Genomic DNA, 15,167 nt, shown 5'->3' with positions numbered 1-15,167 from the left:
CCGTCACCGGCTGTCCCATCCCCCTTTTAATGGCTATAATGCCGCCCTTGCCTTGAGCCCGCGAAGGGCTCTACTCATTTTATTTAAATCTGCGAGTTAACCGAGTGAGTGAAACCCCTGATAGCGTTGTTCCGCCAGAAGCTCCCGTTGAGCATGAGCCAGCGGAGGTAACCGAGGCGGGCTCAGTGGCATCCGATGCTGGTGGACAGAATCGCCCCCAGCAGGGGGAAATGCCCTTTGCTGTCGTACATGGGAAGGCATACACACAACTGCCGCAGGATCTTTATATCCCTCCGGATGCGCTTGAAGTATTCCTTGAAGCGTTTGAAGGACCCCTGGACTTATTGCTCTACCTGATCCGCCGCCAGAATATCGATATCCTTGATATCAATGTGTCTGAAATTACGTCTCAATACATGGCGTATGTTGAGTTGATGGAATCCCATCAGTTTGAGTTGGCGGCAGAGTATCTGGTGATGGCAGCCATGCTTGCTGAGATTAAATCGCGAATGCTCCTGCCTCGTTCATCTGAAGAGCAGGAAGAGGAAGAAGATCCGCGTGCATCGCTTATTCGCCGTTTGCAGGAATATGAGCGGTTTAAACAAGCTGCCGAAGACCTGGACAAAGTCCCCAGGGTTGGCCGTAACGTATTTCCTGTGTCCGCTACAGGGCCTGATCGCAATTTGACGCGACTTGAGCCGGATGTGGAGTTGCAAGAATTATTACTGGCGTTGTCGGAAGTATTGCGTCGCGCTGATATGTTTGAAAGCCACCATGTGTCTAAAGAGAAATTGTCCACACGTGAGCGAATGGCCCAGGTTTTGGATACCCTGGCGCACCAGCACTTTGTACCTTTTGTAAGCCTGTTTACGGTGGAAGAAGGGCGCCTTGGTGTAGTGGTTACCTTTTTAGCGGTAATGGAATTGATTAAGGAATCGCTGGTTGAAATTGTCCAAAGCGAATCTTTTGCTCCTATTCATGTAAAAGCCAGAACACAATGACAAACGAAACAAATAACGACGAAGAATTGGACTCCCTGGATACCGAAGACAGCGGCGCCCAGTTGTTTGAGGAACCGGTTATCGAGGAAGAGTCCGCTACCGTTCCCGTTACCCAACTGCCGGTTGATGCGGCACTACTGCGTAAAATTCTCGAAGGGGCAATTCTTGCTGCTGGCCAGCCAATGACTATCGCGCGCCTGCTGGAATTATTTGATGAAGAAGTGGCGCCAACTAAAGATGACATTGCAGTTGCGCTCGCTGATATCCAGGCTGCTTGTGAAGATCGTGGTTTTGAATTAAAAGAAGTTGCATCAGGTTGGCGTTTCCAGGTTCGGGACAATCTCGCACCCTGGGTTAATCGCTTATGGGAAGAGAAACCGCAAAAATATTCGCGCGCATTACTCGAAACCCTGTCGTTGATTGCTTATCGTCAACCGATCACCCGTGGTGATATTGAGGAAATTCGCGGCGTAGCAGTGAGTTCGCATATCATTAAAACGCTGTTGGAACGTGACTGGGTGAAGGTGGTAGGGCATCGCGATGTGCCAGGGCGGCCTTCACTCTATGCGACTACCCGACAATTTTTGGACTACTTTAATTTAAAGAGTTTGGAAGAGTTGCCATCACTGAGTGAAATCCGTGATCTGGATGAATTAAATCCTGTATTGGATTTGGGTGAGGCAGGTCTAGGTGAAAAAGATACAGATCCACCGATACCTGATGCAACACCGGCACCCAACACTATCAGTGAGCGACAAGACATCGATGAAGCTGCTTTGTACGAAGAGGGATTTGTTGATGGTGAAGAAGCATTTGTTGATGTAGAAGATGAAGCTCCAGTAACACCGGAACCTTCAACGACGGATGAAGATCAAGAGGATCAAGGCAGTCATTAAGCTGCGTATTTATTAATTCTATGGTGAAGAAAATCGACCAGGATAAACCAGAAAAATCTACCAGGGCTGTGAAGCCAGTAGTGGCCGGAAAAGGTGCGGGCGCTAAACGTAACCATGAAAAACCGGTGCGCGGAGAAAAACCCGCAGTTAGGAAAGAAGAGAAATCTACTGTTAAAAAATCTGCACCAGGTCCGCACCAAAAAACGGCGGCTGACGGGCGTAAATCACCGGCCAAAGTAGAAGCGCCAGCAAAAGTAAAAACTGCTGATGAAAAAGTTGTACCAGGTGATGAAAAGCTGCAAAAAGTATTGGCTCGCGCTGGTATAGGTTCTCGTCGCGAGATGGAGCGCCTTATTGAGGCGGGCCAGGTAAAAGTGAATGACCGAATCGCCAAGCTGGGTGACAGGGTCACATCAAAAGATAAAATTTTTATAAATGGCCAGCGCATTGTATTGCGCACCGAATTAACTCGCCGCCGTGTAATTTTGTATAACAAACCGGAAGGTGAAATTTGTTCCCGTTCCGACCCTGAGGGCCGCCCAACAGTTTATGACCGTTTGCCAGCAATAAAAGGCGAGCGCTGGATTTCTGTTGGCCGCCTGGATTTTAATACCAGTGGTTTATTGTTGTTCACAAATGATGGTGAGTTGGCTAATAAGCTTATGCACCCGTCTTCAGTTATTGACCGCGAATACCTTGTACGTATTCAAGGTGAGGTTACTGATGAGATGAAAGAACAGTTGTTGGATGGCGTGTTATTGGATGACGGTGTTGCCCGATTTACTGATATCGTCGATGGTGCAGGTGAAGGAAAAAATCGCTGGTTTTATTGTGTAGTAATGGAAGGCCGCAACCGTGAAGTGCGCCGTTTGTGGGAATCGCAAGGTGTTAAAGTGAGCCGCCTGAAACGCGTGCGCTACGCAAATATTTTCATTCCATCCCATGTGCGTGTGGGGCAGTGGATTGATTTGACTGAGCGTGAGATTCAGGATTTGTGCATGACCGCAGGATTCGATAGTTCAACTTACACCCGGATTATGCAGCCTACTCGCGATGAGGCAATACAGTTGCTGCGCCACGATAAAAAGTTACGTGCAGCTTCAGCGGCACCTCGTCGTCCGAAAGCGCCACCACGCAAGCGTCCTCCCGTTGTTGAATAATTTGAATGCAACCGAAATAAAAAAGCCGCGTAACTACGCGGCTTTTTTATGCTCGATAAATTTATTGGATTGTTAGCACATCATCACTGCTAACCACTCGGTTTCTGCCATTGGCTTTTGCCTGGTAAAGCGCTGTATCTGCGCGCTCAAATAAATCATTAATGTGTTCTTTGGCTTTGCCCGGCTTACGTGTGGCAATGCCAATGCTGACTGTTGTGCTGATTGCTTTACCATGATAACTAATCCGGGTTTGGGCAATTTGCTGGCGAATTCGCTCGGCAATAATTTTTGCACCATCGGCATTGGTTTTACCAAGTAATACGACGAACTCTTCACCGCCATAGCGGAAGGTAATATCGGAACCGCGACAAACGGATTGAATGCCTTTAGCGATTTCGCACAACACTAAATCACCGCGGTGGTGGCCATAGTCATCGTTTATTTTTTTGAAATTATCCGCATCAATTAATAGGAGTGATAGCTCATGATCATGACGCTCAGCCAACTGCAATTCACGGCTCAGTGCAGAATCCAGCGCAGCGCGATTTCCTACTAATGTGAGTGGGTCCAACAGGGCCAGGCGCATTGCTTTTTGATAGCGAAGGGCGTTGCGCAATGGATAAATTAGCGAGCCAAGTAAAAGCTCAAGTGTGATCAGTTCAGTTTCTACAAAGCGCTTGCTGCGGCTAAAAATAATTTCGCCTAGATAACCTTCATCTGTGGTCAGACGATAATCGCAATGGTGTAGGCATTCGCGGCCAATCTTCTGATCAGGATTGGCGTTGGCGAATTTGAATACCAATCCCGAAATACTCACGGCTGATTGGATATGTTTATAAAACAAAGTGAGAACTTCTGCGGGCTCCAGGCTCATTTGCAGGGCTTGGCCAAGACGAACCCTGGTCGCCAATTCTTGCTCGGGCGTTAACGGGGTCAAAGGGAGATTGCTTGTGCCGTTTGCCACATTGGCTCCGATCACCATAGTCATATCCCGCATAGTAATTACCTGTTTGTTGAATTTATATCCGCCCATTGCCGCTTCAACGGATTCAGGCGTCTGTAACAGGCAAATTGCGAAAACTGTGCCATTCCGTTTTGAAGTTTATTTTTTTAATAAAAACAACGAATTATAATTTTTTCTCCGATAGGGCAGCGGCAATAAGCCGCCAAAAAAATTATTGGTTATTCGATGTATTGCGGAAAGAGCTTGCCGCCAGTCAAAAGATTGTCGCTTTGGTGGTAAACGTAAAGCAGCAAAACAGGTTAGGGATTTTTAATGTGGGGAAGCAGTATGCAGAGGTTTAACCCGCCAGTTGGTCGATTCTCTGCCCAAATGCGCCCTTGATGAAGTGAAACGCTGCGCTGTGCGATAGCAAGCCCTAAACCGTAACCGCCACTCTCGCGGGCACGGGCTTCATCAGTGCGATAGAAAGGCTGGAAAATACTTTCAAGGGCATCAGCGGGAACTCCGGGGCCCTGGTCCATAATTTCTACCCGATAGTATTCGCCATCGCCGGTTTCTGATAATTGAATAAATATTTCGGCGTTAGCCGGTGTGTATAACAATGCGTTGCGTAATGTGTTTTCAAATACACCGACGAGCATGTTTCCATGTGTCGCAACCAGCGCCTCTTCAAGGGCGCATTTAAATCGAATGTTGATATTTTTTTCGTAAGCATCAGCTTGATAATTATCCATCAGGGTTTGCAGCAGGCTTACCAAATCCAATACATCATCAAGTACCCAACTGTCTTGCCCTTGAACCGGGAGTGTCAAAATATCGGTGATGATATCGTTCAGGTAATCCGCTGCTTGTTTGATTCTATCCAATTCATGGTCAACGATACCATGGCTGCGTTGCCGCGCTAATGCCAGTGCAATTTGCAAACGAGCCAGCGGTGTACGTAATTCATGGGAAACATCTTTAATTAATCGCTTCTGCTCCTGCATCGCTTTTTCTAATCGTTCCGTCATGTGGTCAAAGTCGCGCCCCAGGGCCGCAATTTCATCTTTACGCCCGTGAAATTGATCGCCGATGCGAACACTTAAATCCCCACGCGCAATTTGCTGGGTTGCTCTCTGCAATGTATTGATACTACGAGTGAAATGACGTGCAAGAAAAAAGCAGGCAGAGCCGCTGACCAGAATAGAGACCAGCAATAATGGCCAAATGTTATCGAGAAATAGTTCCCAGATAATATCGCGATCCTGGCCTTCATCACGGCCGGAAGAAATAGTAATCAATTTCACACTGTTGCCATCATTCAGGGTTATGTAACGGCCAAACAATTTGCGATTGCGATCCTGGACTTTATCAAACGGATGTTTTGCGGTGAGGCGTGGAGCAAGAAACATAACTCCGGGAGGCAAGGGGCGATCCAATAAATCGCGGTTTTCCCTGTCGATTACATAGACAAAACGCGTAGACCAATTGGGCATGGAACGAAGGTCTTGCACCAGTTGGCGTGTATTGCGGTTGACGGCATTGCCGACCATTTGAAATAACAATCGTTTGGCCGGATCATCATCATTGATTTCACTGTTGTGTTGTAAATTGCCGTCCGGGGTCATATCAAACCAATGGACGACAATGTTGGTACCCACAATAATGGCAGCAGTTATCAGCCAAAACGTAAAAAATATTTTTAAATAAAAACGAGTCATTAATTCACAGAGTCATCATCGTTCATGGTCAGCATATAGCCTGCACCGCGCACGTTGATAATCAGATCCTTGGACGAACCTGCGGCAGTAATTTTTTTGCGGATGTTACTCACGTGTACATCAATACTGCGATCATAAGGTGTTAATTTGCGATTCAATGCTTGTTCAGTCATATCATCTTTACTTATCACCTGGCCCGCACGGCGAACAAGAATTTCCAGTACGCTGAATTCGGTTCCGGTAAGAGGTACTTCCTGATTTTCCCACGTGGTTGTACGTGTTCCCAAATGCAAGGAAAGTTTGCCAGAACTCAAACGTTCAATATTTGTCGGGTTGGTTTCTTTCTGGTTGGCACGACGCAATATTGCACGAATGCGCGCAACCAGTTCGCGAGGGTCGCAAGGTTTGGACAAGTAATCATCCGCACCAATTTCCAAACCAATCACACGGTCAACAGTATCGCCTTTGGCGGTCAGCATAATGACGGGAGTTTGATTGTGTTGACGCAAGTTTTTCAAAACATCAAAGCCATTGCGAACCGGCAACATGACATCCAGAACGATGGCTGAGTAGCTGTTTTTCAAGGCTAGTTCCAATGCGGTTTGGCCATCAAAAGCGGTATCAATTGCGAAACCTTCAGTGTGCAAATATTCGCTAAGCAGTTGACTGAGTTCTTTATCGTCGTCAATAAGGAGAACCTTGAGCATAGTGATTTTTCTACCCCTGTTGATTAAGGCGCTGAGTGTGCACCAGCCCCCGATGAGAGTCATGATTCTTTGGAATTCATTAACCAATCTTAACATTATAGTGCCCATAATGAATTCACAGGCTCTGAAATGCAGAACCCGAGTATCCATCAGGTTATTGGGCCTGACTTTATGATGACCAGAGGAATTTAAGTATGAAATCGTTCAAATTGTTAGCGGGTAGTGTGATCTTTTTAGGTTCAATGGCGTTGGCAATTCCGGGGTTTGCCGGTGAGCGCGGAGCTAAGGGTGAGTGGCGGCATCATGGAGGTTTTGAAGGTCATGGTGGCAAGCGCATCGAAAATTTACTGGATTTAACTGACGCCCAGAAAGCAACGCTGAAAACCCAGCGTGACGCGCAGGAAAGTACACGTGAGGCCCGGCAGGCTAAAATTGCGGCGGCGCACGATGCTCTGGCGGCGGCAGTAGAGGCGGGCGCTAATGACGCAGAGTTGAGCGCGTTGGCAGAGACCCTGGGTAAATTGCATGCCGAACAGGTATTGGCTGGAGCCAAGGCTCGCACTGCATTTATTGGGGTGCTGACCGACGAGCAGAAGCAAAAGCTGGCTGAACTTAAGGCCAAGCGTGAAGAGCGTCGAAATGCACGTGAAGATCGCCATAACCGCTCAAACTCGCCCGGCGATGTATAACTCACGCTTGTAAAAATACCCTGCGATTAAAACCCCGGCTTGCCGGGGTTTTTATTTGATGCGTGTTTTTGGGCGTTTTTACTTGCTCCAAACGCCTAATCTTGGGAAAATCCGCGCCGTTTTTAACCATCCCATTTCCATAGTTGTTAATTATCCTGATCCCGAGGTTATTGTGGCCCAGATTGGTCTGTTTTTTGGCAGTGATGAAGGTAATACCGAGCGCGTTGCCTACCGTATTCAAAAGCGTTTAGGTGAAGATGTTGTTGATGTGCGCGATATCGCTGATGTAACCCAGCTGGATTTTGCTAACTACGACAAAATTATCCTCGGTATCCCCACATGGGATTTCGGCCAGATTCAATCTGATTGGGAGGAGTTTTGGGATGACGTTGCCGCGGTAGATTTCTCGGGCAAGCAGGTCGCCCTATTCGGTTTGGGTGACCAATTCGGTTATGGTGATTATTTTCTTGATGCGATGGGAATGTTGCATGACGTAATCATTCAAACCGGCCCTGAAATCGTCGGCCATTGGCCAACGGACGGTTATGAATTTGAAGCATCCAAAGCTGAAATTTCCGGTACTGGAATGTTTGTTGGCCTGGCATTGGATGAAGACCAGCAGGAGAATTTGTCGGCAGATCGTTTGAATCGCTGGTGCACGCAAATTCATGGCGAGTTCGGTTTGGATATACCGATTGAATTACTGGATGATTAGATCAATCCAGGTTGATAAAAAATTTAAGAACAGAGGGCACTAATCAGGTGCCCTTTGTTTTTAATCAGGTGCCATTTGTTTTTTGGTCGAAAGAATTGAAATAAGAATAATCAGGCCTCGGCAACAAAAACTGCCCGAATGGGGGCGGGATGGCCCTCGGCAGTGAGGGTGGGGTTTTCCGGGTGCAAAAACTCCGGCAGTGAATGAAAGCGCATCCATTCTGTTGCCCGTTGTTCTTCGGTGGTTGTGGGGCAAACGTCTACAACGCGCGCATTGTTGAATCCCATTTTGCGCAACCAGGAAATCATGGTATCGCAACTCGGCAAAAACCATACATTATTCATCATGCCGTAGCGGCCTTCCGGAACCAGTACATCGCCCAATTCTCCGTCGATTACCAGCGTTTCCAATACCAATTGCCCGCCGGGACGCAAGGTATTTTTCAATTCCAGCAAATGATCCATCGGTGAGCGGCGGTGATAAAAAACTCCCATGGAAAACACGGTATCAAATGCCTGTAGTTTTTCGGGCAAATCTTCAATGCCCAGAGGCAAAACATCGATGGGATAATCGTTGCCCGCAAAATGTTTAATCATATGGAATTGCACAATAAAACGCGGTGATGGATCAATTCCAATTACGCGTTTTGCACCGGCTCCCAGCATACGCCAGCAGTGATAGCCGTTGCCGCAACCAATATCGAGGATCAAGCGATCTTTTAACGGTGCGAGGTGGGGCAAAACACGGTCCCATTTCCAATCTGACCGCCATTCGGTATCGATATGGATGCCGTGAATAAAATATGGGCCTTTGCGCCAGGGAATTAATTCTTGCAAAACGGATTTAATCTGCGCGCGGGTTTCTTCGTCGCAATCAGCTGTTTGGCCGATACGTACTTCACTGTTGAATTCATTAACACTCGAATTTAGCGCCGGTAATTTTTCCAGCGACGCTTTCCATCCCGGTAAATCGCCATAGCGCTTTTCGCAAAGCCCTGCAGCAATTTGTGTTGGCAGTTTCTCTGCCCATTCTGCCAGTTGCGTGTCTTTCAATGCATGCAGCAGGTGATCGTAATTAATGCGTGTCACAGATGAATAGCCTTGTTTATACAGAAGGAAATTACTTAATCGCGATAATTGATGCAAAATTAAAACATTGGAACCATACATCCACACTGCTGAAACCCGCATCGCGCAAACGTTGACGATGAGTGTCCAGCGTCTCGGGAATTAAATAATCTTCAATTGCGCTACGTTTCTGGGCAATTTCCAAATCGCTGTAACCATTGGCACGTTTAAAATTATGATGTAGCTCAGTCATCAGTTGTTGGTGTGGTTCATCATCAAAAACGACTTTTTCCGACAGGATTAAAACTCCACCGGTGTTCAACCCGTTGCAAATATTGCGCAATACATCGAGCCGCTCGGCAGTCGCAATAAATTGCAGTGTAAAATTCAAAACAGCCATTGAAGCATTTTCTATTTTCACTGTTTGAATCGGTGATTCAACCAGTTCAACTGCGACTTCGCCACTATCGGCTGCGATGACTTGCTGGCAGCGCGCAATCATCGCAGCCGAATTATCGACGCCGATAATTTTACAATTCGCCGCTTGAATCCGGTGGCGCATCGCCAGGGTGGCGGCGCCAAGGGAACAGCCGAGGTCATAACAATGGCTATCGGCCTGGGCATAACGTTCTGCGAGATTACCGATCATGTTAATAATGGTGGCATAACCGGGAACAGAGCGCTTGATCATATCGGGAAATACATCCACAACTCGTTGATCAAACGCAAAGCGGCTGACTTCTGACAGTGGGTTGGCGTAAATGGTGTCCGCTTGGTTTTTATGCATGCTATTGACTGGTTTTTGGCGTTGGTGAGAAGAAAAACATAAGAAACACATTGTACCTCTCACAATGAATGACAACAAATTCCTGTTTTCATAAAACTGTCATATTTCCCGCTGAATATCTGCAGTCAAGTTCATTTATAGGGGGCGGTCACCTGTTTCAGTGGTGAATATCCCGATAAATGAGAAGCCCGATTCATTACCGTTATAAAGTTGTCATTTATGTCTTTGCAGAATACGGTGTTTACCCAAATCACGCTGCAAAAGGAATTACGTCGTCTTATTGAATTTAAACTCCTCAGGCCGGTGTTCCAGCCCATTATGGCGATGGAAAACCCGCGCATTATTGGTTACGAAGCATTGATTCGTGGACCGGAAGATAGCCCGTTGCATTTTCCCGACATGCTATTCGGTGTTGCACGCGAATCACGATTATTGGCGAGCCTCGAATTTGCGTGTCGCGAAGTGTCGTGCGAACGATTTGCCGAATTGAATTTACCTGGCAAATTATTCCTGAATATGAGTCCCATTGCATTTACCGACAGCCAATATCGCGATGGCGTAACCCGGGAAATATTGCAGCGTGTGGGCTTGAGTGCAGAACGCGTTGTATTTGAACTCACCGAAAGCCAGCCGCTGGATGAAGTGGATTTATTGCGTGCTGCATCGGATCACTTCCAGCGGCAAGGTTTTGCCGTTGCGTTGGATGATCTGGGGGCTGGTTATGCCGGTTTGCGCGTATGGAGTGAATTGCGCCCGGATTACGTAAAAATTGATCGTCATTTTATTTCCGGTATCGATAAGGACCCGGTAAAGCGCGAATTCGTGCGAGCCATGCTCGATATCGCCCATCGCATTGGCCATAAAGCAATTGCTGAAGGCATAGAAACCGAAGCAGAATTCAGCACGTTGCTAACGATGGGTGTTGATTACGCGCAAGGCTATTTTATTGCCCGCCCTGAACCCGTGCCGCCAATGCGACTATCGCAACATGTTGCCACCCTCGCGGGACTTACCTTGCGTCGTTACCAGGACCATTTTGCACGTACGGTTGGAGAAATTGTGGTGGATTCTGTTTATGTATCGCCAACCGTTCCCGCAGAACACCTGGTTAAGATGTTTCGCGCTGATGTGCGCTTGAATTGTGTTCCGGTTGTAGACAACGATAAGCCCTTGGGTATGGTGAGCCGCGCTGAAATACTGAATATTTTTTCGCACCGTTTTTCCCATGAACTCCATGCACAAAAACCTATCAGGGAATTCATTAGCCCTTCATCTATTATTGTCGATGTTGGTACCGATTTAAAATCGGTCGGCCAGCTAGTCAGTGAAGATCCACAACAGAATTTAAGTGTGGATTTTATTGTGTGTGATGAGGGGCAGTATCGTGGTGTTGGTAAAGTCAGGGATCTGCTGCGTTCAATTACCGAAGAGAAATTACGTATAGCGCGTCATAGTAATCCGTTATCGCAACTGCCGGGAAATGTTCCATTGTATGAATGGATTGATCATTTACTAATCCACAAAAAAGAATTTGTAGTGGCTTACTGTGATATCAATCATTTCAAGCCTTTCAATGATGCATTTGGTTACGGTGCCGGTGATGAGGTCATTTTGCTGCTTAGTAAAATTCTTTGCGCCGCCGTGGATGTACAGCAGGATTTTATCGGGCATGTGGGGGGCGATGATTTTATCCTGGTGTTGCGTAGCGAAGATTGGCGGCGACGCTGTGAAACTGTTTTAAACGAATTTATTGCTACCAGTGCGACCCTGTTACCGGAGGAACAAATGGATTACTGGAGTTTTGATCGCCAGGGACATCGCCAGAAATTTGGTCCACTCACTTTGGCAATTGGTTGCGTTAGCCCGGATGTAGATGCTTGCAAAACCCATCATCAGGTATCCCAATTACTTGCTGATGCAAAACACAGTGCGAAAGTGCAGGGGGGCAACCAATTGTTCTACTCGCGCCGACGTACTCTTCATTCATAAATATCCCGCAACAACACGGTTTACGTGCAGGTAAAAGCTAGCGAGCTGCCAATCCTGCGCTATCCTTAGTCTGATTTCCCCTAAGGAGGCGGACGAATGGCTGATCTTGGCTATTACAAGATGCACGCACTGATCATCGATGACTTCGAAAATTTTCGCGGCACACTCAACAAAATGCTGATGGATCTGGGGATTGGCAATGTGGATTCCGCAGCCAGTGGTGAAGAGGCCCTGCGTTTTTGCAAAGCGCGCTCCTACGATTTAATCCTCTGTGACAATAATTTGGGCAAGGGTAAAAGTGGTCAGCAAGTTCTGGAAGAATTGCGCTCTACAGTGAACCCTTGTTCAGATAGTCTTTTTATTCTGGTGTCAGCCGAAAGTAGTAAAAGTATTATTATGGCGGCTTATGATTATGAGCCTGATGCCTATCTGGCCAAACCGATAACGCCTAAAGCACTTGACCAACGGTTAAGTCGTTTGATCGAGCAACGTGTCGAACTGAAATCGGTATTGGCTGCGCAAAAATCCGGCGATCCTGCGGCGGCTATTGCAGCCTGTAAAGACCTGATTGCGAAAGGCAGCCGTTACACCAATGCCTGCCAGAAAATTCTGGCACAGTTGTATCTGGACAATAATGAAATCGCGCAAGCAGAAGCAATTTATCGCAGTGTATTGGATGTGCGTGAATTGGAGTGGGCGCAGCTTGGGATGGTGAGAACCAAGCTTGCCCAAAATGATTTATTGGGAGCGCAGCAGTGGTTGGAAAATATTCTGCAATCCAGCCCGTTGTGTATGAAGGCTTATGATTTGCAGGCGGAAGTTTTTAAACAGCAAAATGATCTGGAGGGATTGCAAAATATACTCAGCAAAGCGACCGAGTTATCGCCGTTATCGATTTTGCGTCAACAAGCCCTGGGGGATGTAGCCCAGCAAAATAACGATTTGGTAACAGCGACCAATGCATTGAAACGCGCTGTGAAACTGGGCGAGCATTCCTGTTTTGATAAGGCATCTGTTCATTCGCTGTTTGCACAATCGACCATTGATTTATTTTCCATTGATAAAGAACTTGCCAAACCGATGGTGCGCGATGCTATTAGTTGCATTAATAGCCTTGAGGATAATTTTGGCAAATCCAATTTGCGTAAAGTGGAATCACTGTTATTGGAAAGCCAGTTACAAGTGTGTAATGGCGACCAGCGCCGTGCGCAAGAAGCTCTTGCCAGTGCCCAATCTGCATTGGGTGCTACAAAAGATGATTCAGCATTGGATGTGCAAATTGAAATGGTACGCGCATTGCGTCTACTGGGTAAAACAGATGAAGCACAGCAGCAATTAACTGACCTGCTGCAGCGCTATGCGGGCAGCGAGGACAAATTGCAAAAACTGGATGTGTTATTGGACGAACCACGGAGCGAAAAAAACAAGCTTATGGTCGCTGAGATCAATAAAAAAGGTATCTCTTTATACAATGCCAAAGATTTTTCTGCCGCCGCCGATGCGTTTAAAACTGCACTGCAAAAATTACCTAACCATATAGGCTTGCGTCTGAATTATGTGCAGGCAATGATCGATAAATTGAGATTGAAGTTTGATAAATCAGTGAATGAGAAAGTGCTGCAAACGCTTACAAAAACCAACGCCATTATTTCACAGCAACATCCCCAGTATCAGCGCTTTCGCCAATTAAACGATGTCTATACTGGCCTTGCGCGGGCCAATGAAAAAGACAAACGAGGTTAACGTGGACTCATCTTCCGATAAAGAAACATTGCCCGCCGAGGACAGTCAGATGCCGCCAATTGATTTCTCGTTTGTATTGGCTTCCAGTGTGCATGATATGAAAAATTCGCTGGGGATGTTGCTCAACACAGTGGCAGCAATGGTAGAAAGTTCGCCGCCGAAAGATGCCGAACAAGCAAAGTTTTTCTCTACCCTGGAGTATGAAGCTGCTCGCATTAATGGTGAATTGGTGCAACTGTTATCACTCTATCGGATGGACGAAAAAACATTGGTTGTTGTTATCGATGAACACCATGTTGCCGATATTATTGAGGAGCAAATCGCACGCAATGATACGCTGTTGCGTTCGCGTGATATTCAGGTTCAAGTTGATTGTGACCCTGACCTTGGCTGGTATTTTGATAATGAATTGATTGGCGGTGTATTGAATAATCTGGTCGTAAATTGCGCGCGGTATTGCCGCAACCAATTATTAATACGCGTCATAGAGGAAAATGGATTTTTATGTATTGCGGTAGCTGATGATGGCCAGGGCTATCCGCAAAGTATGTTGCTGGGGTCATTGCCTCAGGCGGCGGTATCGTTCGGTTCAGGCAATACCCGTTTGGGATTATTATTCGCGCGCAAAGTACTGGAGCTGCACAAGTCCAAAAAGGGGCAGGGGTACATGACTATTGCCAACGATGGGCCTCTCGGTGGCGGTGTATTAAAACTGTATTTACCGTGAAAATGATTTGCGTTGTAACCGACGCGCAAGTGTTGAAATCACTGCATAGCTATTGCATCATTCAAACCCGTTTTGACACTGGCGTTAAGGTTAAAGTTTATGCTTAAAATCCGCTTTAAAGATAATAAATACAATGCGGTATGGTTGGTGGAGCCGAAGATTACCATTGGCCGCTCGGCGACTAACGCATTGGTAATTGATGACCCTTTAGCCAGCGATATTCATCTTGAAGTGCTCGTTGATAATGAGCACCTTACCCTGCGCAATTTGATTCCAACCCAACCGGTATTGGTTAATGGCCAGCCGGTAAATGGTGCCTGCGAATTAAAACCGGATGACGAGATAGTTCTGGGGGCAGTTGAGCTGCTGGTTATAGATCCTAAAAAAGAAGCCAGAATTGCTGTTGAAGAGTCATCTAATGCAACGCAATTACGCGCACCCAAGGCGACTGGCTGGTCGCTAAAGGCTAATCATTCTGCGTTGGCAAATCGTGTATTCCCATTGAAAGAGCTCAATGTTATTGGTCGCGCAAGTGAATGCGATATCAGTCTGTCAGCAGCGCACTTGTCCCGTCGTCATGCGCAATTACAAGTGATTGACGGTATGTTGTTTGTTAAGGACCTGGACTCTGCCAATGGAACCTATCTGAATGGCAAACGTGTGGCCGAGGCCCGTGTAAAGCGCGGCGATGAGTTGCGTTTTGATGCGCTTAGTTTTGGGGTCATGGGGCCTTCAGATGATCTGGCAAAAACAGCCGTACGTAAGGCTGCACCCGCGAGGCCCGACATTATTGAGACGAAACGTCCCGAGCTTGCCAAAGGGCCCGCAGTAACGCGTTCATCTTCAATTAACCGTACACCTGGCAGCAATAATTCGCCAAAAACAACCCCAGAAGAACGCAATAAAGGAAAGTTTGGGCTAATCTTTTTGGGCGTGGTAGCTGTTGTGGTTATAACGGCAGTAGTTTTAACACGTAAATAAGTCTTTAAGCTTTCCGGGTAATGGTCGATAACCTGTGAGAT

Annotated in this window: 14 protein-coding genes; 9 read left to right on the top strand and 5 right to left on the bottom strand. The window is 46.8% G+C overall.

All coding sequences use genetic code 11. From position 1 onward, the window contains the following. Positions 1-185 precede the first annotated feature (185 nt). From A596_RS08970 to rluB, 3 genes are all read left to right on the top strand, one after another. Complete coding sequence (locus A596_RS08970; protein WP_052417411.1) at positions 186-1,001, top strand: segregation and condensation protein A; 816 nt, start codon at positions 186-188, stop codon at positions 999-1,001. Then, positions 998-1,897, top strand: a complete 900-nt coding sequence (gene scpB / locus A596_RS08965) for an SMC-Scp complex subunit ScpB (protein WP_084128166.1) — start codon at positions 998-1,000, stop codon at positions 1,895-1,897. The genes A596_RS08970 and scpB overlap by 4 nt, the downstream gene beginning before the upstream one ends. Positions 1,898-2,193: 296 nt before the next feature. Continuing rightward, entirely contained in the window at positions 2,194-3,057 is an 864-nt protein-coding gene (gene rluB, locus A596_RS08960; protein WP_052417409.1) for a 23S rRNA pseudouridine(2605) synthase RluB, read from the top strand. A 61-nt stretch (positions 3,058-3,118) separates the two neighbouring features. Here rluB and A596_RS08955 read toward each other — a convergent pair whose 3' ends face one another. From A596_RS08955 to A596_RS08945, 3 genes are all read right to left on the bottom strand, one after another. Next, positions 3,119-4,054: a GGDEF domain-containing protein gene (locus A596_RS08955; protein WP_235425656.1), complete on the bottom strand. Its 936-nt coding sequence runs from the start codon at positions 4,052-4,054 to the stop codon at positions 3,119-3,121. Between the two features lie 266 nt (positions 4,055-4,320). Beyond that, a complete protein-coding gene (locus tag A596_RS08950) occupies positions 4,321-5,721 on the bottom strand; it encodes an ATP-binding protein (RefSeq protein ID WP_039913803.1) in 1,401 nt (466 codons plus the stop codon). Continuing rightward, the gene (locus A596_RS08945) at positions 5,721-6,428 is read right to left on the bottom strand and encodes a response regulator transcription factor (protein WP_039913801.1); all 708 of its coding nucleotides are present in this window, start codon (positions 6,426-6,428) and stop codon (positions 5,721-5,723) included. Before A596_RS08945 ends, A596_RS08950 begins: the two co-directional genes overlap by 1 nt. 194 nt (positions 6,429-6,622) lie before the next feature. Between A596_RS08945 and A596_RS08940 the strand changes: the two genes are divergently transcribed. Both A596_RS08940 and A596_RS08935 read left to right on the top strand, forming a co-directional pair. Beyond that, positions 6,623-7,117, top strand: coding sequence for a Spy/CpxP family protein refolding chaperone (locus A596_RS08940; protein ID WP_039913800.1), 495 nt, complete (start codon positions 6,623-6,625; stop codon positions 7,115-7,117). 172 nt (positions 7,118-7,289) lie between these two features. Then, entirely contained in the window at positions 7,290-7,832 is a 543-nt protein-coding gene (locus A596_RS08935) for a flavodoxin (RefSeq protein ID WP_039914534.1), read from the top strand. A gap of 110 nt (positions 7,833-7,942) precedes the next feature. Here the strand turns inward: A596_RS08935 and cmoB are convergent, their stop codons facing one another. Continuing rightward, positions 7,943-8,911 (bottom strand): tRNA 5-methoxyuridine(34)/uridine 5-oxyacetic acid(34) synthase CmoB, encoded by a 969-nt coding sequence (cmoB, locus tag A596_RS08930; protein WP_235425680.1) that lies wholly within the window; start codon positions 8,909-8,911, stop codon positions 7,943-7,945. 40 nt (positions 8,912-8,951) lie between these two features. Then, positions 8,952-9,686 carry a carboxy-S-adenosyl-L-methionine synthase CmoA gene (cmoA, locus tag A596_RS08925; protein WP_039914531.1) on the bottom strand — a complete coding sequence of 245 codons (735 nt, stop codon included), beginning with the start codon at positions 9,684-9,686 and terminating at the stop codon, positions 8,952-8,954. A gap of 219 nt (positions 9,687-9,905) precedes the next feature. Here cmoA and A596_RS08920 point away from each other — a divergent pair, with 219 nt between their 5' ends. The 4 genes from A596_RS08920 (at position 9,906) to A596_RS08905 (ending at position 15,126) form a co-directional block, all read left to right on the top strand. After that, positions 9,906-11,675, top strand: coding sequence for a bifunctional diguanylate cyclase/phosphodiesterase (locus tag A596_RS08920; protein WP_039913798.1), 1,770 nt, complete (start codon positions 9,906-9,908; stop codon positions 11,673-11,675). Positions 11,676-11,771: 96 nt separating this feature from the next. Continuing rightward, complete coding sequence (locus A596_RS08915; protein ID WP_235425655.1) at positions 11,772-13,418, top strand: tetratricopeptide repeat-containing response regulator; 1,647 nt, start codon at positions 11,772-11,774, stop codon at positions 13,416-13,418. Further along, complete coding sequence (locus A596_RS08910) at positions 13,396-14,145, top strand: sensor histidine kinase (RefSeq protein WP_235425654.1); 750 nt, start codon at positions 13,396-13,398, stop codon at positions 14,143-14,145. The genes A596_RS08915 and A596_RS08910 overlap by 23 nt, the downstream gene beginning before the upstream one ends. 99 nt (positions 14,146-14,244) lie before the next feature. Then, complete coding sequence (locus A596_RS08905) at positions 14,245-15,126, top strand: FHA domain-containing protein (RefSeq protein WP_039913795.1); 882 nt, start codon at positions 14,245-14,247, stop codon at positions 15,124-15,126. Positions 15,127-15,167: the final 41 nt, after the last annotated feature.

The sequence above is a fragment of the Cellvibrio mixtus subsp. mixtus J3-8 genome (assembly GCF_000766945.1).
Classification (GTDB): domain Bacteria; phylum Pseudomonadota; class Gammaproteobacteria; order Pseudomonadales; family Cellvibrionaceae; genus Cellvibrio; species Cellvibrio mixtus_A.
Note: the sequence above shows the minus strand (reverse complement) of the source record. Positions and strands in the feature narration are given on the sequence as shown.

Coding starts and splice junctions, on each gene's coding strand:
- A596_RS08945 (WP_039913801.1), bottom strand. CDS start 6,428: ATGCTCAAGGTTCTCCTTATTGACGACGATAAAGAACTCAGTCAACTG.
- A596_RS08905 (WP_039913795.1), top strand. CDS start 14,245: ATGCTTAAAATCCGCTTTAAAGATAATAAATACAATGCGGTATGGTTG.
- A596_RS08910 (WP_235425654.1), top strand. CDS start 13,396: ATGAAAAAGACAAACGAGGTTAACGTGGACTCATCTTCCGATAAAGAA.
- scpB (WP_084128166.1), top strand. CDS start 998: ATGACAAACGAAACAAATAACGACGAAGAATTGGACTCCCTGGATACC.
- cmoA (WP_039914531.1), bottom strand. CDS start 9,686: ATGCATAAAAACCAAGCGGACACCATTTACGCCAACCCACTGTCAGAA.
- A596_RS08915 (WP_235425655.1), top strand. CDS start 11,772: ATGGCTGATCTTGGCTATTACAAGATGCACGCACTGATCATCGATGAC.
- A596_RS08940 (WP_039913800.1), top strand. CDS start 6,623: ATGAAATCGTTCAAATTGTTAGCGGGTAGTGTGATCTTTTTAGGTTCA.
- A596_RS08950 (WP_039913803.1), bottom strand. CDS start 5,721: ATGACTCGTTTTTATTTAAAAATATTTTTTACGTTTTGGCTGATAACT.
- A596_RS08920 (WP_039913798.1), top strand. CDS start 9,906: ATGTCTTTGCAGAATACGGTGTTTACCCAAATCACGCTGCAAAAGGAA.
- A596_RS08955 (WP_235425656.1), bottom strand. CDS start 4,054: ATGCGGGATATGACTATGGTGATCGGAGCCAATGTGGCAAACGGCACA.